The organism is Desulfococcus multivorans (assembly GCF_001854245.1).
In the GTDB taxonomy this organism is placed as follows: Bacteria; Desulfobacterota; Desulfobacteria; order Desulfobacterales; family Desulfococcaceae; genus Desulfococcus; species Desulfococcus multivorans.
On the sequence record NZ_CP015381.1, the window covers coordinates 228,072 to 253,004 of the forward strand.

Consider the following 24,933-nt stretch of genomic DNA (forward strand, 5'->3'; position numbering starts at 1 on the left):
AACCACCGGAAATCAAGAAAGGCGAAGGCGATGCCCATCTTTTCAGTTTCGGTCGCTGAGAGGGGATAGCGTTGCGTCTTGAAACCGGCACAGCCCGAAGCGGGTTTGAATTAAGACCGGGTGTCAATGGGAGGCCTTGCCCAAAGACGGGGCCATGGTCAAGGCTCCGCTGGCCAGAGAGGCGGTTGGTCGCAATCCGACCGACAGGGGGAAAAACTTGAATGCAAACTGGAATAAACGCTAATCATGGGAGGCATCACATGATGGAGGATCTGAATGTGGTCATCGCCGGTGCGGCCGGTGAAGGCGTGCAGACCGTCGGAGAAGTGCTTGGGGAAACCATCGCGGGTCATGGCTATGCCGTATTCGCCTGGCAGGAATTCGAATCCAGAATCCGGGGAGGCCAGAACAGTTATTGCATCCGGATCAGCGAAAAACCGGCCAACGCACCGGCCATGAGAGCGGATATCCTTCTGGCGTTGAATGACGACGCGGCCGTGAAATACGGGCCTCTGATTCAACCGGACGGCATTCTCATCGCGGAGAAAAAGATTCGGGACCGGATGATTTCCATTCCATTTTCGGATATCGCCCGGAAGGAACTGGGCAACAAGATATACGTCAACACCCTGGCCATCGGCGCACTTGCGGCAGCGATCGGCATGAATCCCGGCATTCTCCATGCGGTTCTCGCCCGGAAATTCGCTAAAAAAGGGGATCCCGTCGTGGCGGCCAATCGTGTTGCGGCCGAGAAGGGCTATCTCCTCGCCCGTGAAGGCTGTCAGGGCATCTGTCCCTGGCAGCTTCCGGAACGGGACACCCGGTACCTGCTCGTCTCGGGAACAGAAGCCCTCGCCATGGCGGCCGCTCTGGCCGGGTGCCGGTTCATGGCGGCGTATCCCATGTCGCCTGCGACCGATACCATCACCTTTCTGGCCGAAAACGAGAAGGAATTCGAAGTGTTCACCGAGCAGGCGGAAGACGAGATATCGGCCGTCAACATGGCCATCGGCGCCAGTTTCGCCGGAGCCCGGGCCATGACGGCCACCTCCGGGGGCGGCTTCGCGCTGATGGTGGAAGCCGTCAGTCTGGCCGGGATGATCGAAACACCCCTGGTGATTGTCCTGGGCCAGCGACCGGGGCCTGCCACCGGGCTTCCGACCCGCACCGCCCAGGGCGATCTCCTGTTCGCCGTTCATGCCGGACATGGCGAATTTTCCAAAGCGGTGCTGGCGCCCGCCGATGCAAAAGACATCTTCAGGCAAACCGTACGCGCCTTCAATCTGGCCGACCGCTATCAGATACCGGTCATCGTTCTTACCGATCAGTTCCTTCTGGATTCTCTCTTTTCCGTGGCGGACATCCGTCTGGAGCAATATGCTCCCGAATTCCATCTGGCCGACCCGTCCGTCATCGACGATTACCATCGCTATCGGGTGACGCAAACCGGTATATCTCCGCGTCTGTACCCCGGCCAGAGCCTGCATCTGGTGACGGCGGACAGCGATGAACACGATTCCCGGGGCCACATCACCGAAGACCTTGCTGGAACCGTTCCGGAGATGGTGGAAAAACGCCTCGCGAAGCATCGGGCACTGAAAGCCGCCATCCAACCGCCCGAGGAGGTCGATGTCGAGGGCGCAGAGCGGATTCTGGTGGGCTGGGGCTCCTCGCGCCCGGCCCTGTTGGAAGCCCTTGAACGGCTCAACAAAAATGGAATCCGGACGGGCTTGATCCATTTCAGGGAAATATGGCCCCTGCCGGCATACCGGTTTCCCGAAGGCAAGGCTTACTGGACCGTTGAAAACAACGCCACCGGCCAACTTGCGACGTTGCTGCGCTCCGAATACGGAATTACGTTCGCAGGCCAGGTCCATCGCTATGACGGCCTGCCGTTGACCGGACTCTACATTCAGGAGGTGCTGCAATGGTGAAAATCGACGACTACAAGAACGATGTCCCTTCCCAGTGGTGCCCCGGATGCCCGAATTTCGGAATCCTGAACGCCCTCAAGACGGCTTTGGCAGCATTGGGAAAACAGCCCCACGAATGTTGCCTCGTCTCCGGCATCGGACAGGCCGCCAAATTGCCTCACTATCTCAAATGTAATTTTTTTAATGGATTGCACGGAAGAGCCCTTCCGGCGGCCCTGGGCATCCATGTAGCCAATCCACGCCTGACAACCATCGTCGTCACCGGGGAAGGAGACTGTTACGGAGAAGGCGGCAACCATTTCCTCCATGCGCTGCGTCGCAATCCCGATATCACGGTAGTGGTCCATAACAACGGGTTTTATGCCCTTACCAAAGGCCAGGCTTCCCCGACCACGAGGCTCGGAGAGAAACGAAGCCTTCAGATCAGCGGCGTGGAAATCGCGCCCCTGAACATGCCGGCCATCGCCATCGTCCATGACTGTACGCTTGTGGCCCGGGGCTTTGCAGGGGACGGCGATCATTTGAAATCGCTTTTGATGGAAGCCGTCAGTCATCCCGGCTTGTCCGTTGTAGAGGTCATCCAGCCGTGCATCACCTGGGGGACGCATCCGTTGAGCTGGTATCGGGAAAGGGTATACATACTGGGTGACGATTATGACCCGACCGACCGAAAAACGGCCTTGGAAAAAACCATGGAAACGGGAGAAAGGATCCCTACCGGAATCCTGTTCCGCGCCGCGCCGCGCAAACCCTTCGCCGACCGTTTCCGGAAAGAGATCACGGATCGGCCCTTTGCGGAGTTAACCCCGGTTTCTCCGGAAAAAATGGCGGGCTTTCTGTCCGATTTGAGAAAAGGCTACATGCCTGAAGACGATTCCCATCCTCCCCGGATCGGGACGTGAATATGAGGATTCTCTATGAAACAGACGGAAGAACCAGAACCATAGCGGGAAGGCAACCAGGAATGATAATGAAACTGAACCATTGGTGGCAGGAACTCAGGTCGAGCTTCTGGTTCGTACCGGCAGCGATCGTGCTGAGCGCCGTGGTGCTCGCCACCGTTCTGATTACTGTGGACGCGACCGTCGATCTGCGTGCTGTCGAGCGTTGGCCGCTGCTCTTCGGCGCCGGCGCTGCCGGTGCCCGCGGCCTGCTCACGAGCGTCGCCGGCTCGATGATCACGGTGGCCGGGGTGGTGTTCTCCATCACCCTCGTTGCCATCTCTCTGACGTCCAGTGAGTATTCGTCGCGGGTCATTCGCAATTTCATGCGTGATCGCGTCAACCAGGTGGTGCTCGGCGTGTTCGTCGGCATCTTCGCATACTGTCTGGTGGTGCTTCGAACGATTCGCGGGGGGGGCGAAGGGGGGTTCGTCCCTTCGCTGGCGGTGCTGGCCGGCTTGATCCTTGCCTTCGTCGGGATCGCCTTTCTGATCTACTTCATTCACCACATCTCGATGTCCATCCAGGCGTCGAACATCATTGCCAGGGCCGCACAGGAGACCCTCTCGGCCGTGGATCACCTGTTTCCCGGAGAGTTGGCTGAAGACGAGGACGAAAACGTGGACGGCGACCTCGCAACGTCCCTTGCGAATCAGCCCTGGTCTGTCGTCCCGGCCCGGCATACCGGTTACATCGAGAGTGTCGACGCGGACGCCCTCCTGGATGCGGCCCGGGAACGCGGGACGATCCTGCGGATGGAACGCGGCATCGGGGAGTTTGTCGTCGAGGGCGCGCCGCTGGTTTCGCTGCTTGCCCCGGGCGATCCGGACGACGAGACAACGGCCGGGTTGAACGCGGCCTATGTCGTCAGCCGTCAGCGCATGGTGGAAGCGGATGCTGCGTACGGGATCCGGCAGATCGTGGATATCGCCATGAAAGCGCTGTCGCCCGGCATCAACGACACCACGACCGCGGTGATGTGTGTGGACTATCTGACGGCCATCCTGGTACGGCTCGCGGCCCGCCGGATTGGGCCCTCCCACGGCCTGGACCAGGGAGAACTGCGCGTGATTGCCCGAGGCCCGAGCTTCGAGAGCCTGCTGGCCAAAGCCTTCGACCAGATCCGTCAGAATGCCGCGGGTAACGTCGCCATCATGTCGCGAATGATAGACGCCCTTCAAACCATCGCCGGTATGACAGCCGGACCAGGCCGGCGACGGGTGCTCCGTAACCAGGTGCAATGGATCGCCGATCTGGCCGAACGCACCATCGGATCCCCTTACGACCTGGCACGATTTGAGCGCCGGCTTGCGCATGTATTGGAAGCAATGGAAGCAATGGAAGCGGACAAACGATGAGGAACTGTGCGGCGTTATCTCCAGCCTCGAAAGGCTGAGCCCATAAAACGCCTGTCGCCTTCGGCAAACCAGAATATTCATGCAGTTGACGGCGAAATCGGTCATGTGGAAGATTTTATGGTTGACGACGAAACGTGGAGGATTCATTTTCTGGTTGTGGATACCGCCGACTGGCTGCCGGGGAAGACAGTTCTTTTGTCGCCCCAATGGATCAAACGTGTGGAATGGGCCGATTCCAGCGTGCACTTCAATCTCATGCGGGAATCCGTCAAAAACAGTCGGGAGTTCGACCCTTCTTAAGCCGTGAACCGGGGGAGTATGAGGCATAGTCAGAATGGCTGCAAACCATGCATGGACAGCCTGCCGGGGTCAGAAGGCTTCATTCTCGATTGCGCGGCTGGAAAAACGCTCAACTGCAAGCAGTACAACAGATCGGTCAGGGTCCCTGACAATAATGGCTCAGCAACAACCCACAACCCAAAAAGGAGATGAGAAAATGAAAACACCCAGATACCCGCTGTCTTTCCAAAAGGGGAAATATGCTGCAACTGATTTTATGGCAAAGAAGGAGATGGCCATGAAAATACTGATGTCGTTCATGCTCGTGCTGGCTGTTTTGATGGTGCCGCTCGGTTTATCCGCTCAACAGGAAAAAGCGCAACCTCCTGCCGATCCGGCGCAGGTCCGGACGCCTCTCGAACATAAACAGGGGATGCCGAAGATGTCAGAGATGCAGATGAAAGAATGCGACGAGATGATGTCAAGGATGAAGGAAATGGATGCGCGGCTTGACGCAAAAGTAGCAGACATGGATGCAGCGGAGGGGGATCAAAAAGTGGCAGCCATGGCAGCCGTCATCAAGGAAATGGTCTCCCAGAGAAAGGAGATGCAAGCGCATATGATGAAGATGCATGACATGAGGAAGGGGCACATGATGGACCATATGAAACCCGAGATGGGAAATAACGCAGACAAGGAATAGGCGGCATATGGTTCTTTTTCAGTCAAATGATCTCAAAAAAGGCCCCTCTCTGACCCGTGAAGTGATTGAAGAATTTCAAAAAGGCAGCATCGGTTATTCACGAGTCTGAAGGGGCTTCCGTTGTCGGACGTTCCCTGAAAAGAGCGTTTCATCCCGCCCTGTTTTCCGCAGCAGCCGGTTTTAACGGTATCCTCCCAATATCCCTGTGCCGCCGCCGTGACCGCCCCTGGTGGGTGCGCTCCGGACCTGATTCTTATGCCCCTTGAATTTCAATCACAGCCATATTAAACTAAAAATGTATTATAATGGATGCCCAACAACTCTTTGATAGAATCAAGGCAAACAGGTCATGCGGATCGAGTGAGATAACCACATGAAAAAGGCTTTTATGGAAATTTTTGATCGCATCATGGGGTCGATCCGTGAACCCATCGTGGTGCTTGATTCTGATCTGAAAGTTTTAAAAGCCAACCATTCTTTTTATCAGACCTTCAGCGTAAGCCCCGAGCAGACCGAGGGGGTCTTGATATACGACATTGGCAACCGGCAGTGGAACATCCCCAAGCTTCGGGAATTACTTGAAGATATTATTCCTCAGAATACCAGATTCCATGATTTTGAGGTGGAACACAACTTTGAAACCATTGGCCCCAAGATCATGCATTTGAATGCGAGCCGGATTTATAGAAAGGGCAAGCAAGTCCAGCTGATTCTTCTGGCCATCGAGGATGTGACGGAGCGTGAAGGCTACAAACGGAATCTTGAAAAGATTGTTGAAAATCGGACGGCCGAACTCAATGCAGCAAGGGAAGTGGCGGAAAAAAGCAAAAATCGTGCCGAAACTGCTCTTCAGCAGATAGAAAAATTAAAAGAGCAACTTGAAGCTGAGAGAACGTATCTTCAGGAAGAAATCAAGCTGGAATTTAACCATGAGAATATTGTCGGTCAAAGCAATGAGATCAAGTACGTTTTCTACAAGATTGAGCAGATCGCCGGCACGGATACCAATGTGCTGATTCTCGGCGAAACCGGAACCGGCAAAGAGCTGGTGGCGAGAGCGATTCACAGCCTGAGCCTGCGCAAGGATCGTGCACTGGTCAAAATGAATTGTGCCGCACTGCCCTCAAACCTGATTGAAAGCGAACTCTTCGGGCATGAGAGAGGTGCGTTCACCGGTGCGCTTTGCAGACGGTTGGGGCGGTTTGAGATCGCCGACGGCGCTACCCTGTTTCTGGATGAGATCGGCGAACTGCCGTTGGACCTGCAGCCCAAGCTGCTCCAGGTGGTGCAGACGGGTGAGTTCGAGCGTCTGGGCAGCTCTGAAACGATAAAAGCCGATGTTCGTATCATCGCCGCCACTAATCGCAATCTGGAAGAGGAAGTCCGCATGGGAAGATTCCGGGAGGATCTCTGGTACCGGCTGAATATCTTTCCGATCACTATGCCGCCGCTTCGAAACCGCCCGGATGACATTCCCCTGCTGGTCGATTTCTATGTTGATAGGATATCAAAAAGAATGGGCAAATCCATCAAGCTGATCCCGGTGAGTGTCATGAACGCGTTGCGGGCGTATCACTGGCCTGGGAACGTCCGTGAACTGGAAAATATCCTCGAACGGGCGGTGATCAACTCCTCCGGACCCAAACTCCATCTGGCGGATGAGCTGAAAACGCCCCGGAAGGATTTCATCCGGTCCGGAAAAACCCTGGCGGAGGTTGAACGGGAGTATATTGTTCAGGTGCTGGAACAGGTCCAGTGGAAAGTGAGCGGCAAAAACAGTGCGGCTGAAATCCTTGGTCTGAACCGCAGCACACTGCGCGCCCGCATGCGCAAACTCCATATCCGCAAACCCTGATTATAATTTCATATCCCATTTGTGTTCTGCGATGCTCCTTCGTCCCACAGACGTCGTTTTTTAATAATGGTCGTATATGGCCATTGGTCAAATATCCCCCTGTTCATGCGTCTGATGATCCCCTTTCCTGTCACCGTTTTCCAAACAAGTTATTTATAAATCAAACTGTTATTCAATAAAAATCAAATGTTCGAATCATGGCATGAAGATTGGATATATATCTGAATAGAAAAAAATCTTACTCAACTTTCGCCTTTCATAGGCCGGTGCCGGGAGGATACGGCCCGCGGCCCACGCGATTTCGTTCAAGTGTCGCGCCCCCGGCGCACTGCGAATCATAGACAAGCTTTGATTCGGCTGAAGCAGACTATCCCAAAGTGTTCGAAATCGTCGAATCGTCAAAAGTTCAGATAGTGCCGAAAGGTGGCCGCAATGATCGTTGTTAAAATTACCATGGACGTACTTCAGGAAAAGCAGAAAGAACTGGTGCAGACGCTTCTTTCGATGGTCGGGGCAATGGAAAAGGAGGTGGGCTGTCTGAGCTATGCGCTCTTCTGTTACATCGATGACAGAAACCTTCTGAACCTTTTAGAGGAGTGGCGAACGCGAAAAGATCTGGATCGTCATTTGAAGTCCGAAATGTTCGGGGTTTTACTTGGGACAAGGAGTCTTTTAAAAAAACCGCATGGGATCCATATCTATACCATCCAGCAATCGGAAGGCATGGAAGCCGTTCTTGGCGCCCGGGGGAAAGACCAAGACCGCGCCTGAGCATCGGCTTCCGGAGGAGGGATATCCCGGCATGGGCCGAATCATTTCAGAAAGGAAATGCCATGGAAACGAACCACAGACCTGAAAAAATCGAAGGCATTTTATCCGAGGCCGATGAATTGCTCGACCAGCTGAACTCCGGGCTCATCGAAGATATGGATGAAACCCTGCGAACCCAGATCGAAATCCATGCCGATGAATTAAAAAAACAAAGGCTTGTGCTACAGGAAAGCATCGAAAAGGGCGAACGCGCAGACGCCGGTTCCTTCAGCGAAGGAATCCACAAGGCGATCGATGATATTGTGACGGCCATGAAGGCCCTGACACGCTATCTGACCTGATTCTCGTCGAGGGCCTTTCCGTTGTTTCTATACCCATACAAGAATGCGTCCGGATAATGCATTCAGAAAGGAGTCGAACATGCTCTGGACAGTATTTGTGATTCTTTTAGTTCTGTGGGGGCTGGGATTGGTGACCGGCTACACCATGGGCGGCATCATTCATGCCCTCCTGGTCATCGCCATCATCGTGGTGCTGGTCCAGGTCATTCAGGGACGAAGAAGGATGTAACCATCTGGACGCTTGCCGGAAAAGGCAGGGTGTTCGCAGAAAGGAGTAGAGGTTATGAAAAAATGGAACAGGTTTGTCGGTTATGTTGTGCTTGTCATGTTCATCGCCACATTCTTGGCCTGTGCATCGACGCCCAAACAGTCCAGCACAGGTGAGCTCGTTGATGATTCGGTCATTACGACCAAAGTCAAATCGCTGCTCGCGACTGACGATTTTCTCAAGTCCTTCCAGGTCAGTGTCGAAACCTACAAGGGGACCGTTCAATTGAGCGGCTTTGTCAATTCTCAAGAGGCTGCCGACAGGGCGAGTCAAATCGCAAAAAGTGTTAAGGGCGTCCAGGCCGTAAAGAACGATCTGATCGTGAAATAAGGGGGTAGAAAAAGAAAAGGAGCAAGTCATGAAATGGGATAAAGTCGCAGGGAACTGGACGCAACTCAGAGGCAACGTCAGAGAAAAACTGGGTAAGCTCACTGACAATGATGCTGTCATCCTTGCCGGACGGCGAGATCAACTCCTCGGACAGATTCAAATAACCTGCGGCCTCAAACCCCGTGAGGCGGCAAAGGCGCTGCAGGACTGGGGCGTTTTAAAGTAGGGGGATACAACACTGTCAAGAACTGCGAGGCGTTCGATTCTGATCATTCATGTCAATGAGATCGATATGCCAATGTCTAATTGCATTAACCCGAAGTTTTTGTTTTAAAAAACAGCATTTTTTAATTAATTGACTCAACTTTCGACTTTCATGATGGTAACCGGAAAGCGGTGCCGGGAGGATACGGCCCGGGCCCCTTCAGCGGTGAGTTTTAGTGCCGCTTAAGCGCCGCGGAGGATCAGCGGCCCGGACTGTTTGAGCGCAGCGAGTTTCCGGGCCGCCCGGAGCAAGCTTTAGCGGCACTTGAACGAAACCGCGCAGGGCGCGGGCCGTATCCTCCCGGCACCGGCCTATGAAAGTCGAAAGTTGAGTAATTGAGCGATCATCGCGGAAGGAGATCGAAAATGAGTTTATTACACAGGGGATTTTTCATCGTTCTTTTATTGTCCTTTGCTCTCGTACTGTCCGGTTGCCAACAAGAGGGGACCGCCGAAAAGGCCGGGGAAAAAGTGGATCAAGCGGCTGAAAAAATCGGCGAACAAGCTGAAGAAGCAGGGGAAGTGGTAAGCGAAAAAGCAGAAAGCGCAGGGGAATACATGGATGATGCCGCAATTACAGCCAAGATCAAGATGGATATTCTGAGTGATCCGTTGCTTAAAGTGTCCCAGATCAGCGTGACCACGACAAACGGCGCGGTCAATCTGAGCGGGGTTGTTGAGTCTCAGCAAAGTATCGACAGGGCGATGGAAATCGTCGGCAGTGTCAAGAGTGTCAAATCGGTGAAAAACGATCTTGTCGTCAAGGCCGACTGATACAAGAGGACGCATTGCAGTCTGATCCTTCAATGCGAAAATTTACGCGCACACACTGTGTAAAAGGAAGTCTATTTCCCGTCGTTCCCGGATTTTTCACGGGAACGACGGGAAAAAGGTGTGCATCCAACCGTCTTTCCCGGGGGAAACACACCCAGAGATTTCAGCATAAAGGAAAGACAATATCTTATACCGATGGATCATAACATCAAGAACATCTTGAATGTCGTCGTGGTGATTGCCGTGATCCTTTGGTTGTTGAATATCTTTGGAGTCCTTGGTTCGCTTTCCGGGCTCCGTATCGGCAGGTAAGGAAACATCAGGAATGAAGGTGAACAGCGCGACTGTCAGGGGAACCTTGTTTCATTTAATAGAGTATCTCCGCAGAAAAGATCTGACGCAAAAGTGCGTGGCTTGTGAGCCGCCGTTGCGGGCGGAGCTGTTCAGCAGCGACCAGATGAAGCAGCATGGCAAGACCTTGGCCGGTACGCACGAGCTGAGTCACGGGCACGCACCGGATCGGCTTCTATCGCGGCTGGGCGAGAATGAAGTCGTTCTGATCGGCGCCTGCGATCTGCTGACGGAGGCGGTCAAGGCGAAACGCCTGATCGCACCGGCCGGGGAATGGCTGCTCGACAATTTCTATCTGATTGAGGAACAGATTCGAACGGCGAAACGGCATTTGCCGAAGGCCTACAGCCGTGAGCTGCCGCGTTTGAAAAACGGTCCATCGGCGGGACTCCCGCGGGTGTATGACATCGCCCTGGAGACGATCTCGCACAACGACGGTCGGGTCGATCCGGAAAACCTCAGCAGTTTCGTAGCCGCCTATCAGTCGATGACCACTTTGAAATTGGGAGAACTCTGGGCCATTCCCATCATGCTGCGTCTGGCTTTGATCGAGAACCTTCGGCGGGTTGCGGCCCGGATCGCCGTGGACAGAATCGATCGAAACCGCGCCAACTATTGGGCCGACCAGATGACGGAGATCGCCGGGAAGGATCCGAAGAATCTGATTCTTGCGGTCGCCGATATGGCACGGTCGAATCCCCCTATGGCGAGCGCGTTTGTTGCGGAGTTCTCGCGCCGTCTGCAGAGCCAGGGGCCTGCACTGTTGTTGCCCCTCACCTGGATTGAGCAGCGGTTGTCTGAATCCGGCTTGACCATCGAGCAGCTGGTGGGTGCTGAGAATCAACAACAGGCTGCGGATCAGGTCTCGATGAGCAACAGTATCGGCAGCCTCCGTTTCCTGGCTGCCAGGGACTGGTGCGATTTCGTCGAGACGATGAGCAGGGTCGAGCAGATCCTGGGTGAAGATCCCGGCGATGTTTACAGCAAAATGGATTTTGCCACCCGGGATCACTACCGCCATGTCGTGGAGAAAATTGCGAAGCACAGTCCGTTCTCCGAAAGCGAGGTGGCCCGAAAAGCGATCCAGCTCGCGCAGGAGGGAGCGGCTCGAAACGGCGGCGACGACCGCGAAGCCCACGTCGGGTTCTACCTGATCGACAAGGGATTCGGGCAGCTCGAACGGATGGTGGAGGCGCATGTATCGCTTATCCGGGGTTTATGCAGACTCAGCCGTCATTCTCCTTTGCTGCTGTATGGCGGCACTATCCTGATGATGACGGCGGTTTTCGGTGCGGGTTTAACGGCGAAAGCCCATGCCGACGGGCTGCATGGCTGGGCCCTCGGCCTGGTCGGTCTGCTGACGCTTCTGTGCGCCGGCCATCTGTCGGTAGCCCTGGTCAACTGGCTGGCGACGCTGCTGGCGACGCCGCGCCCGCTGCCACGCATGGATTTCTCCAAAGGAATCCCGCAGGCGTTGCGAACCCTGGTCGTGGTGCCGACGATGCTTACAAGCGCGCAGAACATCGAGGACCTGATCGAGGGCCTGGAAGTCCGCTTCCTGGCAAATCGGGATGACCACCTCCACTTTGGTCTGCTCACGGATTTTCGCGACGCCGCCGAAGAAACGCTGCCGGAGGACGAACGCCTGCTGCGACTGGCCCGGGAGAGAATCGAAGCGCTGAACAAAAACTACCGGAGTTCGGAAAACGAACCCTTCTTCCTGTTTCATCGCCCGCGTCGTTGGAATCCGCAGGACCGGATCTGGATGGGTTACGAACGCAAGCGCGGCAAACTCGCGGATTTGAATGGACTTCTGCGAGGCGGATCCCGTGACCGCTTCGCGCTCGTCGTCGGTGACACGTCGGTCCTGTCGGATGTGACGTACGTGATTACCCTGGATACCGATACGCAAATGGCGCGCGATTCGGCGTGGCGGTTTGTGGGTGCCATGGCGCATCCGCTCAATCGTGCGCGCTATGACGAAAATCGGCAGCGTGTCGTTGCGGGCTACGGCATTCTTCAGCCGCGGGTGGCGGTGAGCCTGTCCGGCGCGAACCGAACCCGGTATGCCCGCCTGTGCGCCAGTGAGTTCGGTATCGACCCCTATACCCGCGCTGTTTCCGATGTTTATCAGGACCTGTTCGGCGAAGGCTCCTTTATCGGCAAGGGTGTCTATGAGGTGGATGCTTTTGAGCGGGCGATGGGGGGGCGTTTTCCCGACAACCGGATCCTCAGCCACGATCTTCTGGAAGGCTGTTACGCCCGTTCCGGCCTGTTGACCGACGTGCAGGTATACGAGGAATACCCATCCCGCTACAGCGAAGATGTAAGCCGTCGGCATCGTTGGATTCGCGGCGATTGGCAGATTGCGCGCTGGCTGTTGCCGGGTATTCCCGGCCCCGATGCGCGCCGGCGGAAAAATCCGATTTCGATGCTGTCCCGCTGGAAGATTTTGGACAACCTGCGGCGCAGCCTGACGGCTGCGGCGTTTATGCTTCTGTTGCTGCTGGGCTGGACCGCGCTGCCATCGCCCTGGTTCTGGACCGCGGCGGTGATCGGCATCATCTTGCTTCCTTCCGTGATGGCCTCTGCTCTGAGTCTGTTTCAGAAGCCGGTCGATGTGACCCTGGCGCAGCACCTCGTTGCATCCGCACGCTCGGCCCGCCGGCATTTGGCGCAAGCTGCATTCACGATCGCATGCCTGCCATACGAAGCGTTTTTCAGCCTGGATGCGGTGATGCGAACGGTCTGGCGGATGCTGATCACGCGCAGACGACTTCTCCAATGGATTCCGTCGCACGACTCGAATCGCGAGAGCCGCACGGACCTCGCCGGCTCTTTTCGAACGATGTGGATCGCCCCGGTCATCGCCGCTGTCGCGGCGATGTCTCTCTCGCTGTGGCGGCCGACCGCACTGGTCTCGGCCGGGCCCTTACTGGGCCTCTGGTTTGTCTCCCCCGCCATCGCCTGGTGGATCAGCCGCCCGCTCGTTCACCGCAGAGAGAAGCTGACGACGGAGCAGATCCGCTTTCTGCGGAAGCTCTCCCGGAAAACCTGGGCATTCTTCGAAACCTTCATCGGCCCGGAAGATCACTGGCTGCCGCCGGACAACCATCAGGAGCATCCCACTGCGGTGACCGCCCATCGCACCTCGCCCACCAACATAGGCCTTGCGCTGCTGGCGAATGTATCTGCGGCCGATTTTGGCTACATCTCCGCCGGCCGGCTCATTGAACGCACTGCAAACACCCTCCGCACCATGGATGCCCTGGCGCGATACCGGGGTCATTTTTACAACTGGTACGACACGCAATCCCTGAAGCCGCTGTTGCCGCTCTACATTTCGTCGGTGGACAGCGGCAATCTTGGAGGTCATCTCCTGACACTGCGGCAGGCCCTCCTGGCGCTCCTCGATGAAAAAATCCTGAAAACGCAATTCTTTGAAGGCTTGAGCGACACGTTCGGGATTGTCATGGACGCGGCGGCGGAAGCCGCTCCGGACATACGCGCTCGGCTCGCTCAACTTGAGCAGGATCTGGCGTCCGCGATCCGATCCCATCCCCCCACACTCTCGGCTTCGCGGCTGTGCCTGGATCGGTTGACAGCGTCCGCAGAGGGGCTGGTCGCCGGCATCGAGGCGCTCGATGCGGACCCTGAATGCCCATTGCGGTGCTGGGCCGGTGCGTTTGTCGCACAATGCCGGGACGCCGCAGATGAACTCATGTTTCTCGCGCCATGGACAGAACGCCTGTCTGCCCGGACCCGCCTCGGAGATTTTCCCGATTTCGACGAGATCCCCACACTTCGCGAACTGGCGGCGCTCGATGCAAAACGCCTCCCTGCAGTCAGAGACCGGCAAGACGCTGCCGCCACGCCGGCGGAAAGCGCCCGGCTTGACGAACTTCAACCCCTCATCACGGCAGCCGGCCGGCGCGCCGAAGCCAGAATTGCGGCTGTCAAAAAGCTTGCCCTGCAATGCGACGCACTCGCCCGGATGGAATATGACTTTCTGTATGATGAGACGCGTCATCTGCTGGCGATCGGCTACAATGTCGGTGACTCTCGATTGGACGCCAGTTACTACGATCTTCTGGCTTCGGAAGCGCGGTTTTCCACTTTCGTGGCGATCGCACAGGGACAGCTCCCACAGGAGAGCTGGTTCGCCCTGGGGCGTCTGCTCACCATCGCCGGAGGAGAACCGATCCTCCTTTCGTGGAGTGGTTCGATGTTCGAATACCTGATGCCGCTTCTGGTGATGCCGACCTACGAACACACCCTGCTCGACCAGACCTGCAAGGCGGCTGTCGCCAGGCAGATCGACTACGGGGAAATGCGCGCCGTCCCGTGGGGCATTTCGGAATGCGGCTACAATGCCGTCGATGTGCACCTCAACTACCAGTACCGCGCCTTCGGTGTGCCCGGCCTCGGGCTTAAACGAGGGCTCGCCGAGGACCTGGTGATTGCGCCCTATGCCTCAGCCCTGGCGCTGATGGTGGCGCCCGGGGCGGCGTGTCGGAATCTCGAGCGGCTGGCTGCCGAAGGCTTTGAAACCCGGTATGGCCTCTATGAGGCGATCGATTACACGCCGTCGCGTCTGCCCCGAGGCCAGTCGAAGGCCGTAATCCGATCCTTCATGTCCCATCACCAGGGAATGAGCTTCCTGGCGTTGACCCATTTTCTCTTAGACCGTCCGATGCAGAAACGATTCTCGTCGGAACCCATGTTCCAGGCGACCCTGCTCCTGCTTCAGGAGCGAGTCCCCAAGGCGACAGCGATCTATGCGCACACATCCGAGTTTTCGGAACACCCCTGGCGCTCCGGCGCCGAGGAGAAGCCGATACGTGTCTTCAGCAGTCCCGACACGCAGAATCCGGAAGTGCAATTGCTGTCGAACGGCAGATACCACGTCATGATCACCAATGCCGGCGGTGGTTACAGTCGCTGGAAGGATCTCTCCGTCACCCGTTGGCGCGAAGACCGCACCTGCGACAACTGGGGCACCTTCTGTTACATCTCCGATGCGGCCAGCCGCGAGTTCTGGTCAATCGCTTATCAGCCGACGCTCAAACGATCGAAGTCTTTTGAGGCGATCTTCTCGGAAGGGCGAGCCGAATTCCGTTGCAGCAACCACGACTATGATACCCATACCGAAATCGCTGTCTCGCCCGAGGATGACATCGAGCTGCGGCGCGTCCGCATTACCAACCGTGCGCGGACACGCCGGGCGATCGACGTGACCAGTTACGCGGAAGTGGTTCTGGCTGCCCCGGCCGCGGATGCCCAGCATCCGGCCTTCAGCAATCTCTTTGTGCAGACCGAGATCATCCGGCGACAACGGGCGATTCTCTGCACTCGCCGGCCCCGTTCCCAGGAGGATCAGGTGCCCTGGATGTTCCACCTCATGGCCGTGCATGGGGCGGAGATCGGAGAAGTCTCGTACGAAACCGATCGCATGCAGTTCATCGGCCGCGGAAACACCGCCTCTGATCCCCAGGCGATGGGCGGAGGGGGTGCTTTTTTCACGGGGGCGCTCTCAGGAAGCGAGGGTTCCGTGATCGATCCGATTGTCGCCATCCGCACCCGGATAACCCTGGATCCTGACGCATCGACAACGATCAACATGGTCTCCGGCATCGGTGAAACCCGTGATGCCGCCTTGAACCTGGTGAAAAAATACCAGGATCGGCGGCTGGCGGGTCGCGTCTTTGACCTGGCATGGACCCATGGCCAGGTGCTGCTCCGCCAGTTCAATGCCTCGGAAACCGATGCGCAGCTCTACGGGCGCCTTGCCGGCGCCATTCTCTACGCCGATGCAGCGCTTCGCGCCGACCCCCGCGTCCTCATCAAGAACCGCCGGGGGCAGTCCGGTCTCTGGGGATACGCCATCTCAGGCGATTTGCCGATTGTACTGCTGAAGATTGAAGATCCGGCCAATATCGACCTGGTGCGCCAACTCGTTCAGGCTCACGGATATTGGCGTCTCAAAGGTCTGGCGGTGGACCTGGTGATCTGGAACGAGGATCACGCTGGTTACCGGCAGCTCCTTCACGACCAGATCATGGCGCTCATTGCCGCAAGCTTCGAAGCGGGCGTTGCCGATCGACCCGGAGGCATTTTCGTGAGATCCGCGGACCAGATAGGGGAGGAGGACCGCATCCTGTTCCAGGCGGTCGCCCGCGCCATCATCGCCGACAGCCGGGGGTCGCTGGCGGATCAGATCAACGGCCGCATTCTGGTGGAAGCGTCCGTGCCTTTGCTTACCCCGACCCGAACCCACCGCTCCGAGCCCCTGTCGGTCGTACCCAAGCCGCGCCACGATCTGACGTTCTTCAACGGGCTGGGCGGATTCACCCCGGATGGGCGCGAGTATGTGATGACCACGGCAGCAGGGCAGTTGACGCCGGCACCCTGGGTGAATGTGCTGGCCAACCCTCATTTCGGAAGCGTGGTCTCGGAGAGCGGTCTTGCCGCCACTTGGAGCGAGAATGCCCACGAGTTCCGCCTCACCCCCTGGGGAAACGATCCCGTGAGCGATTCGAGAGGAGAGGCATTTTACCTTCGGGATGAGGAGCGCGGCCACTACTGGTCCCCTGCGCCGCTGCCCTGTCGGGGGGCGACGCCTTACGTGACCCGGCATGGATTCGGCTACAGCGTCTTCGAACATACCGAGCGCGGCATCCGCTCGGAGATGTGGGTATATGTTGCTCTGGACGCACCGATCAAATTCACGGTGCTGAGGGTGCGAAACGAGTCGGAAAGGCCCCGCCGGATCTCCGCTACCGGATATGTGGAATGGGTGCTTGGCGACCTGCGGCCGAAATCGGCCATGCACGTCATCACCGAAATCGACCCGGCGAGCGGCGCCCTCTTTGCACGAAACCCATACAACACCGAGTTTCCCGACCGAGCTGCGTTCTTCGACGTGGACGATACGACCCGCACCGTGAGCGGCGATCGGACGGAATTCCTGGGGCGCAACGGGTCTCTCGGTGCTCCCGCCGCCATGATGCGTGCGCGCCTTTCCGGGAAGGTGGGGGCATCACTCGATCCCTGCGCCGTGATGCAGGTCAGCTTCGATCTGGCCGCCGGCCAGGAACATGAAATCGTCTTCAAGCTCGGTGCGGGGCGAGACGCCGTTGATGCCGGAAACCTGGTCCATCGCTTTCGCGGTTCGACCGCTGCCCGCAGTGCCCTCGAAACGGTCTGGCAGCACTGGACCCACACTCTCGGCGCGATCAATGTGGAAACACCCGATTTGTCCTTGAACGTTCTGACCAACGGCTGGCTTCTGTACCAGACTCTGGCGTGCCGCCTCTGGGCGCGAAATGCAACCTACCAGTCGGGGGGCGCCTTCGGTTTCCGCGACCAGTTGCAGGACGTGATGGCGCTCATCTACGCCAGGCCGCATCTCGTGCGCGAACACCTGCTCCTGTGCGCATCCCGTCAATTCGTGGAAGGAGATGTGCAGCATTGGTGGCATCCCCCAAAAGGGCGGGGTGCGCGAACGCATTGCTCTGACGATTACCTCTGGCTGCCGCTGGCAACGTGCCGCTATGTCGTCGCCACCGGGGACACCGGAGTATTGGACGAGCCCGTTCACTTCCTTCATGGCCGCCCGGTCAATGCGGATGAAGAATCCTATTACGATCTTCCCGGACGCTCTGAAGCGTCGGCGAGCCTTTATGAACACTGTGTCCGGGCCATCCTGAACGGCCTCAAATTCGGTGCGCACGGCCTGCCGCTCATGGGCTCCGGTGACTGGAACGACGGTATGAACCTGGTAGGCGAGCAGGGCAAAGGCGAAAGTGTGTGGCTGGGATTTTTCCTGTATGAAGTGCTCTGCCGCTTCACCGAGGTTGCCCGGACGCATGGCGACGCGGCTTTTGCCGAGCGTTGTGAGGGAGAGGCGGCCGGGCTGCGTCGCAATATCGAGAAGCATGGCTGGGATGGCGAGTGGTACCGCCGAGCCTGGTTCGACGACGGTTCATTGCTTGGGTCTTCGACCAACCCCGAATGCCGGATTGATTCGATTGCACAAAGCTGGTCCGTTCTATCGGGTGCGGGGGATCATGAGCGATCACGCATGGCCATGGCAGCAGTGGATGAGCGCCTCGTTCGCCGCGAGCATGGACTGGTCCAACTTCTGGATCCGCCCTTTGACACGTCGGAGATGAATCCCGGCTATATTAAAGGTTACGTCCCGGGAGTTCGAGAAAACGGCGGTCAGTACACCCATGCGGCTATCTGGGCGGCCATGGCCTTCGCCCGCCTGGGAGACAACCGCCGCGCATGGGAGCTCTTTACCATGATCAACCCGGTGAACCATGCCAGGACAGCCGAGGAGACGGCCGTCTACAAGGTGGAACCCTACGTCGTTGCCGCCGATGTCTATGCCGTGCCGCCGCACACTGGCCGCGGCGGCTGGACATGGTACACGGGCTCGGCCGCCTGGATGTACCGGCTGATTGTGGAATCCCTCCTGGGGCTCACACTCGAAGTGGATAAACTGCGTATTGTGCCGTGCCTCCCAGCGGACTGGAAGGGTTTCAAGATGCACTACCGCCATCGGGAAACGGTCTACCACATCGACGTCCTGCAGACACCCGCCGCAGACGGAGATATACGCGTCCGCGTGGACGGGGTCGACCAACCCGACAAGTCCATCCCTCTGGTTGACGACCATAATGAACACTCGGTCGAGGTGTGGGTGCCTGTTGCATCCGATTGATCGTTCGTTTGGGGAATTGCTTCCCCCGGTTCGCCGGGGGTGTCTGTCCGGCGAACCGGGGGAAGGATTATGGTCTGGGGTCATGGGAGTGGGGATTGAACAGGATGTCGTTCTCGAGGTAGGCCTGTTCGAGGCGTTCCTGGTGGTGCTTCATGGCGACATCGTTCCGGCCGGCCAATTCGAGGATGAGGCAGTTGATAATACTGGAGATGGCCGCTGAATAACCGATCAGGGGAATCGACCGGGACGGGGCGATAAGTGTTCTGTCGGCGAATTGAATCAAGGGGCAGAGTTTGCTGTCGGTGATAACCAGAAGTGTCTGATGAAACCGCCGGGAGACCCGGGCCAGCTTGATAAGTTCGTTGGGGTAGCGGGAGGTGGCGATGATGATCACAAGCGCGCCGTCCGGAGCGTTGGAGAGGCAGTCGATGGCGGTGCTGTCGCTTCCTTTGAGAATATGGACCCCTTTCCGGACTTTGGTCAGGGACCACCCCAGATAATAGGCAAAGGTGTAAGAGAGCCGTGACCCTATTACGTAAACCGAATGGCTCGAGGCCAATTTTTCCACAAACAGGGCGATGGCTTCCACGTCGGTCGATTCATAAAGGTGCTGCAGGTTATTGATCTCCTCCACCAGAACCCGGTGTAAACAGTTCGTCCCGGCGCCTTTTATGCCCGGAAGATCGACCCGATCCGGCAGGCTGAGGCCGGTGTCGACAAAGTCCCTGAGGGCTTGAAGAAAATCCCCGTAGCCGGCGTACCCCAGTTTTCCAACAAATCGTACCACTGTCGCTTCGCTGACCCCGCAGGCCTCTGCAAGCTCCTTGGTGGTCATGAACACCGCTTTTCGAGGATTCTGTATGATATAGTCGCCCAGGATGCGGCCTTTTGGGGTGAGGGCGCTCATGTGTTCGGTGATATCCTTGATGACGGGATGTGACAAGTGGGTGTTCATGATCATGTCCTCAACAGTATAAATATGAAATGAAACAAATTTTTCATTTTGAATCGCCAGATACTTTAGTGTTTAAATAATGTCATGTCAATATCTTAATACTAAAATGCGGTTGTTCGTGTTTGTTTCTGTTTCATTATAATTTTTTTGCTTGACATGATTTATTGCATTTAGGATACATGGCTTACTCAAAGGCCCTGTCGCCTGAGGTTCTACGGGAAGAGGAGGGCTTCCTTTTTTTCGGGAACGGTTCGGGACGGTTCCATAGATGAAAAATTCAACTTTCGACTTTCATGATGGTAACCGGAAAGCGGTGCCGGGAGATACGGCCCGGGCCCCTTCAGCGGTGAGTTTTAGTGCCGCTTAAGCGCCGCGGAGGATCAGCGGCCCGGACTGTTTGAGCGCAGCGAGTTTCCGGGCCGCCCGGAGCAAACTTTAGCGGCACTTGAACGAAACCGCGTGGGGCGCGGGCCGTATCCTCCCGGCACCAGCCTATCTAAGTCGAAAGTTGAGTGAAAAATATTTTTCTTTTCAGCGCCCTCGCGGCAGGATGTCCGAACAGAATGATTTTTTAACGTTTTTATCAATTCATCAAGGGGGAACCTAATGTTTGGCAAGTACAAACCCCTGTGGGGGAACAAGACCCGCCTGAAATCCAGCTATGACGCGGTGATCATCGGCGGCGGACTTCACGGCCTGGCGACGGCCTATTTTCTGGCCAAGGAACACGGCATGAAAAACGTGGCCGTCATCGAAAAGAATTTCATCGGGTTCGGGGGCGCCGGCCGCAACACGGCCATTGTTCGGGCCAATCAACGGACTCAGATCAACGTTCCGCTCTACAAGGAGGCATTGGATCTCTGGCCGGTGCTGACCCGGGATCTTGATTTCAACCTCATGTTCAACAACTGCGGCAACCTGAATCTGATGCACAGCGAAGCCGCCATGAATGCGGCCCGTATGAACATCGCCACGGCCCAGTTCCACGGCGTCGAGAGTCACCTTCTCGACGCAAAACAGGTCAAGGAGATGGTGCCGGCCCTCAACATCTCGCCCGACATCACCTATCCGATCCACGGCGCCATGTTCCACCCCCCGGGGGGCATCGTCCGTCACGACGCCGTCGTCTGGGGCCTGGCCAAGGGTGCCGTCAAGCTTGGCGCCGAGATCCATCAGCAGACCGAGGCCACGGCCATCAACACCGAAAACGGCAGGATCACCGGGGTGGAGACCAGCCGGGGCAAGATCCATTCCCCCCGGGTTCTGGTGTCCGCAGGCGGGTATTCGGCCGGCATCATCAACAAGATGCTCGGTATCAAGCTGCCCATCAGTGTTCTGACGATCCAGGCAATGGTCACCCAGCCTCTCAAGCCGATTCTGAACCATGTCGTCTCCTCGGGCGCCTATCACGCCTACGCCAACCAGACCCTGAAGGGCGAGATCGCCACCGGCGCCCACATGGACCCGTGGCCCAACTATACGACCCTGACCACCGCCTATTACATCAAGCACCAGGCCCAGGCCCTCTCGGAATTTCTGCCCTGCCTCCGAGGGGTCAAATTCATGCGCCACTGGGGCGGTCTGGCCGATATGACCCCCGACATGGCGCCGATCATGGACGGCAACGATCCCATCGACGGATTCTACATGAACTGCGGCTGGGGCTACTTCGGCTTCAAGTCCTGTTCGGCCGCGGGCAGGCATTTGGCGGCCTTCATGGCCACCGGCAACTGTCCCGACATCCTCGAACCCTTCAACCTGCGCCGGTACGAAAAGCACCAGTTGATGGGCGAAACCGCCGCGCTGGTGAGCTATACTCCGGACAATTAAGGGCTGATCATTCAAAAAACGACTGGGGCGGACCCCGCCACAGCATTTTATAAGGAGATTTGGCAATGTCATTGACACTCACGTGCCCCATTTGCGGAAAGCGTAACGGCTACGAGTTCCGGTACGGCGGCGAGGACAAGGGCCCCCGGCCCGCCGAGGATGGGCTCACCCCGCGCAGCTGGTGCGACTACGTCCATATGAACAAATGCGTTGCGGGCGTTCAGAAGGAATGGTGGTTCCATCGGGATGGCTGCGGTTCCTGGTTCACCACCTATCGCAACACTGTCACCAACCTTGAAGTGGAAGCACCGGAGGCAAAAGAATGAACAGGCTTAACACACTGCCGACACTGCGGATCAACCCTTCGGAGAAGTTGACCCTGAGTTACAAGGGCCGAACCATTCAGGGGGTTAAAGGCGATACGGTGGCGACGGCCCTGTATGCGAACGGCGTCCGGGTATTCGCCAGAAGCTTGAAATACCATCGCCCCAGGGGGCTCTACAGTCTTGACGGGGAATGCAGCAACACCATGATGGCGGTGGACGGCATTCCCAACCAGCGGACCGAGAACCTGCCCCTCAAGGAGGGGATGACGGTCGCCGAGCAGAATGTCGTTGGCTCCGCCGAACGGGACTGGATGGCCTTCATGGACAAGCTTGACTGGACGATGCCCGCGGGATTCTATTACAAGACCCTGCACAAGCCGGCGTGGGTGTGGCCCATCGCCATGAAGCAGGTGCGGCAGGCGGCCGGGCTCGGAAAGATTTCCCCCGACTTCGAGATGAAGGGATCTTACACCGATGTTTTCACCACGGCGGATGTCTGTGTGCTCGGCGGCGGCGCCGCCGGCATGACGGCCGCCCTGGCGGCGGCGGGAAAGGGACTCCGGGTCGTCCTCCTCGAAGCCCGACCATGGCTCGGCGGCTGCTTTGAGTACCGGGCAGCCCTCTACAACGGTGAAAAACCCCTGTATGAGCGCGCCCGCGAGCTCGCGGCCGCAGTGGAGAAGACCGCCAACATCCGCGTGTTCGCCCATGCTTCCGTCATCGGGACCTACAACAACAACCTGGTCACGGCCTTCCAGGTGGGCAATGAGAAGGACGGCTTCGACGAGCGATACATCGAGATCCGTGCCGCCGGCATTGTCGTGGCGACCGGCTGCATCGAACGACCGCTCCTGTTTGACAACAACGAACGCCCCGGCGTGATGCAGGTGGCCTGTGCCCATCGTCTGGCCCGGACCTACGGTCTGCTGCCGGGCACCCAGGCGGTCTTCAGCGTCGGCCATGACCTGGGACTGGAGGCGGCCGTCGACCTTTTTGACCTGGGGCTCAAGATCAACTGTATTGCCGACATTCGGGAAGACGGACAGAATCCCGAATTGATGCTGGCCCTGAAGGAACGAAAAATCCCCGTGTTCCCGGGATGGGTGGCCGTCAAGGCCCACGGATGCAAGACGGTCAACAAGGTTTCTCTGGCCACCGTCAACGGCACTGTCACCCGGGATTTCGATTGTGACGTGCTGGTGGCTTCGGCGGGTCTGACCCCGGTTACGGGTCCGGCGACCCTGGCTCAGGCCAGGACGCGTTATGATCAGCATACCGGATATTTCCTGCCCACCACTCTGCCGGCGAAAATGCATGTGGCCGGTCGGATGACGGGCCTGGGCGATGCCTTGGCCATCGAGGCTTCGGGGCATCTGGCCGGACTTCTGGCAGCCGCCGATACCGGGGTCGACGCAGCGTCCGAGATCGAGGATGCCAAGGTCCGTCTGGCGGAACTGCCCGGCCCCGAACGAGGGACCAAGCTGGTTACGGCACCGGTAAAGGGCCGGAAGACTTACATTTGCTTCGATGAGGACACCACCGTCAAGAACATCAAGCAGGCCATGGCCATGGGCTTTGACGTGCCCGAGCTCATCAAGCGGTTCACCTCGGCCGGCACCGGCCCCGGACAGGGCGGCATCCCCGGCCACAACCTGCCGCTTTTCGTGGCCAAATACGGTGCCTCCCCGACCAGGCCGCCGCAGCCGACCACGGTCCGGGTGCCCCTGGTCCCGACATTCCTGGCCACCTATGCCGGCGCCAACCACGACATGCACAAACGGACGCCGGTGGCGGAGTCCCAGAAGGCGGCCGGCGGTGTATTCCGCCGTATCGGCGTGTGGCGCCGAGCGCGGTACTTTTCGGATGACTTCTCCTGCCGGGAGGAAATTCTGAACGTTCGGAACAACGTGGGCATGCTGGACGGCTCGACCCTCGGCAAGTTCCGGATCCACGGGCCCGACGCCCTCAAGGCACTGCAGCGGGTATATGTCTCGGACATGAGCAAGGTCAAGGCGGGACGCGTCAAGTACTCCGCCATGTGCAATGACGACGGGTGCGTCATCGACGACGGCGTGGTTGTCAAACAGGGTGAAAACGACTATTATTTCACCACCTCCACCGCCCGCGCCGGTGCCACGGTCGAGTGGTTCCGCTACCACACCCGGTACGACGGGTGGTCCTACAACCTGGTCAACCTCACGGATGCCATGGGCGTCATCAACCTTTCGGGCCCCAACGCCCGGAAGGTGCTGGAGAAGGTCACCGATGCCGACGTCTCCAACGAGGCCTTCCCCTTCAGCGGCTATCGGGAGTTCACCGTGGCCGGAGCGATTCCGGTCCGGGCCATGCGCCTCGGATTCGTGGGCGAACTCTCATACGAGCTCCACGTGGGGTCGTCTTATATGCAGGCCCTGTGGGACATTCTCTGGGAGGCCGGGAAAGCGTTCAATATCGCCCACTTCGGCGTCGAGGCCCAGAACGTGCTCCGGATGGAAAAATGCCACATCATCCTGGGGGCGGAGTCCGAACAGCGGACCAATCTTCTGGATGTGGGCCTGGGCTTTCTCTGGGATCGCCAAAAGACCGATGCCAGGACGGTGGGTGCCGTGGCGCTCCGACAGGCTGAAGGCGACACCGGCCGTTTGACCCTGGTCGGCTTCAAGATGGAGAACCCGGAGCGGGCGCCCAAGGACGGATCCATCATCGTGGACACACGGGTCCGGGGTTACGTCTGCACGGCGAGGAAGAGTTTCTCGCTGAACGAGGCTGTGGGCATGGCCCTGGTCGAATCGCAGCTGTCGGACATCGGCTCGCGGCTCGAAATTTTCGAAGACGAATGCAACGGCAAGCGCCTGTATGCCAAGGTCGTGCCCATGCCGTTCTATGACCCCGATGGCAAACGGATGAAAATGTGAGGTAACGATT

Annotated in this window: 18 protein-coding genes; 17 read left to right on the forward strand and 1 reads right to left on the reverse strand. The window is 57.8% G+C overall.

Features of this window, described 5'->3' with window-relative positions:
• Nucleotides 1-260: 260 nt before the first annotated feature.
• The 14 genes from dmul_RS00985 to dmul_RS01045 all read left to right on the forward strand — a co-directional run bounded on the left by dmul_RS00985 (nucleotide 261) and on the right by dmul_RS01045 (nucleotide 18,897).
• Nucleotides 261-1,934 carry a 2-oxoacid:acceptor oxidoreductase subunit alpha gene (locus dmul_RS00985; protein WP_020878455.1) on the forward strand — a complete coding sequence of 558 codons (1,674 nt, stop codon included), beginning with the start codon at nucleotides 261-263 and terminating at the stop codon, nucleotides 1,932-1,934.
• On the forward strand, nucleotides 1,928-2,836 hold the full coding sequence (locus dmul_RS00990) for a thiamine pyrophosphate-dependent enzyme (RefSeq protein WP_020878454.1): 909 nt from the start codon (nucleotides 1,928-1,930) through the stop codon (nucleotides 2,834-2,836). The genes dmul_RS00985 and dmul_RS00990 overlap by 7 nt, the downstream gene beginning before the upstream one ends.
• Before the next feature lie 62 nt (nucleotides 2,837-2,898).
• Nucleotides 2,899-4,233: a DUF2254 domain-containing protein gene (locus dmul_RS00995; RefSeq protein WP_040416571.1), complete on the forward strand. Its 1,335-nt coding sequence runs from the start codon at nucleotides 2,899-2,901 to the stop codon at nucleotides 4,231-4,233.
• 105 nt (nucleotides 4,234-4,338) lie between these two features.
• The gene (locus dmul_RS19965; RefSeq protein WP_257785908.1) at nucleotides 4,339-4,533 is read left to right on the forward strand and encodes a hypothetical protein; all 195 of its coding nucleotides are present in this window, start codon (nucleotides 4,339-4,341) and stop codon (nucleotides 4,531-4,533) included.
• 196 nt (nucleotides 4,534-4,729) lie between these two features.
• Nucleotides 4,730-5,215 carry a hypothetical protein gene (locus dmul_RS01005; protein ID WP_020878451.1) on the forward strand — a complete coding sequence of 162 codons (486 nt, stop codon included), beginning with the start codon at nucleotides 4,730-4,732 and terminating at the stop codon, nucleotides 5,213-5,215.
• A gap of 373 nt (nucleotides 5,216-5,588) precedes the next feature.
• A complete protein-coding gene (locus tag dmul_RS01010) occupies nucleotides 5,589-7,070 on the forward strand; it encodes a sigma-54 interaction domain-containing protein (RefSeq protein ID WP_020878450.1) in 1,482 nt (493 codons plus the stop codon).
• 432 nt (nucleotides 7,071-7,502) lie between these two features.
• Nucleotides 7,503-7,841 (forward strand): putative quinol monooxygenase, encoded by a 339-nt coding sequence (locus tag dmul_RS01015; RefSeq protein WP_020878449.1) that lies wholly within the window; start codon nucleotides 7,503-7,505, stop codon nucleotides 7,839-7,841.
• Between the two features lie 62 nt (nucleotides 7,842-7,903).
• The gene (locus tag dmul_RS01020) at nucleotides 7,904-8,182 is read left to right on the forward strand and encodes a hypothetical protein (protein WP_020878448.1); all 279 of its coding nucleotides are present in this window, start codon (nucleotides 7,904-7,906) and stop codon (nucleotides 8,180-8,182) included.
• A 79-nt stretch (nucleotides 8,183-8,261) separates the two neighbouring features.
• Nucleotides 8,262-8,411 (forward strand): lmo0937 family membrane protein, encoded by a 150-nt coding sequence (locus dmul_RS19970; RefSeq protein WP_020878447.1) that lies wholly within the window; start codon nucleotides 8,262-8,264, stop codon nucleotides 8,409-8,411.
• Nucleotides 8,412-8,465: 54 nt separating this feature from the next.
• A complete protein-coding gene (locus tag dmul_RS01025; RefSeq protein ID WP_020878446.1) occupies nucleotides 8,466-8,780 on the forward strand; it encodes a BON domain-containing protein in 315 nt (104 codons plus the stop codon).
• Nucleotides 8,781-8,808: 28 nt separating this feature from the next.
• Nucleotides 8,809-9,006, forward strand: coding sequence for a CsbD family protein (locus dmul_RS01030; protein WP_020878445.1), 198 nt, complete (start codon nucleotides 8,809-8,811; stop codon nucleotides 9,004-9,006).
• Between the two features lie 404 nt (nucleotides 9,007-9,410).
• Complete coding sequence (locus tag dmul_RS01035; protein WP_020878071.1) at nucleotides 9,411-9,818, forward strand: BON domain-containing protein; 408 nt, start codon at nucleotides 9,411-9,413, stop codon at nucleotides 9,816-9,818.
• 195 nt (nucleotides 9,819-10,013) lie between these two features.
• A complete protein-coding gene (locus dmul_RS21185; protein WP_353740090.1) occupies nucleotides 10,014-10,130 on the forward strand; it encodes a Thivi_2564 family membrane protein in 117 nt (38 codons plus the stop codon).
• Nucleotides 10,131-10,143: 13 nt separating this feature from the next.
• Entirely contained in the window at nucleotides 10,144-18,897 is an 8,754-nt protein-coding gene (locus tag dmul_RS01045; protein WP_020878070.1) for a glycoside hydrolase family 94 protein, read from the forward strand.
• 67 nt (nucleotides 18,898-18,964) lie between these two features.
• Here dmul_RS01045 and dmul_RS01050 read toward each other — a convergent pair whose 3' ends face one another.
• Complete coding sequence (locus tag dmul_RS01050) at nucleotides 18,965-19,852, reverse strand: MurR/RpiR family transcriptional regulator (RefSeq protein ID WP_020878069.1); 888 nt, start codon at nucleotides 19,850-19,852, stop codon at nucleotides 18,965-18,967.
• A gap of 606 nt (nucleotides 19,853-20,458) precedes the next feature.
• On the opposite strand from dmul_RS01050, the gene dmul_RS01055 reads away from it, so the two are divergent.
• The 3 genes from dmul_RS01055 to dmul_RS21125 all read left to right on the forward strand — a co-directional run bounded on the left by dmul_RS01055 (nucleotide 20,459) and on the right by dmul_RS21125 (nucleotide 24,923).
• Nucleotides 20,459-21,682, forward strand: a complete 1,224-nt coding sequence (locus dmul_RS01055; RefSeq protein ID WP_020875845.1) for an FAD-dependent oxidoreductase — start codon at nucleotides 20,459-20,461, stop codon at nucleotides 21,680-21,682.
• 65 nt (nucleotides 21,683-21,747) lie between these two features.
• Nucleotides 21,748-22,008, forward strand: coding sequence for a sarcosine oxidase subunit delta (locus dmul_RS01060; protein ID WP_020875846.1), 261 nt, complete (start codon nucleotides 21,748-21,750; stop codon nucleotides 22,006-22,008).
• Nucleotides 22,005-24,923, forward strand: a complete 2,919-nt coding sequence (locus dmul_RS21125; RefSeq protein ID WP_020875847.1) for an FAD-dependent oxidoreductase — start codon at nucleotides 22,005-22,007, stop codon at nucleotides 24,921-24,923. The genes dmul_RS01060 and dmul_RS21125 overlap by 4 nt, the downstream gene beginning before the upstream one ends.
• Nucleotides 24,924-24,933: the final 10 nt, after the last annotated feature.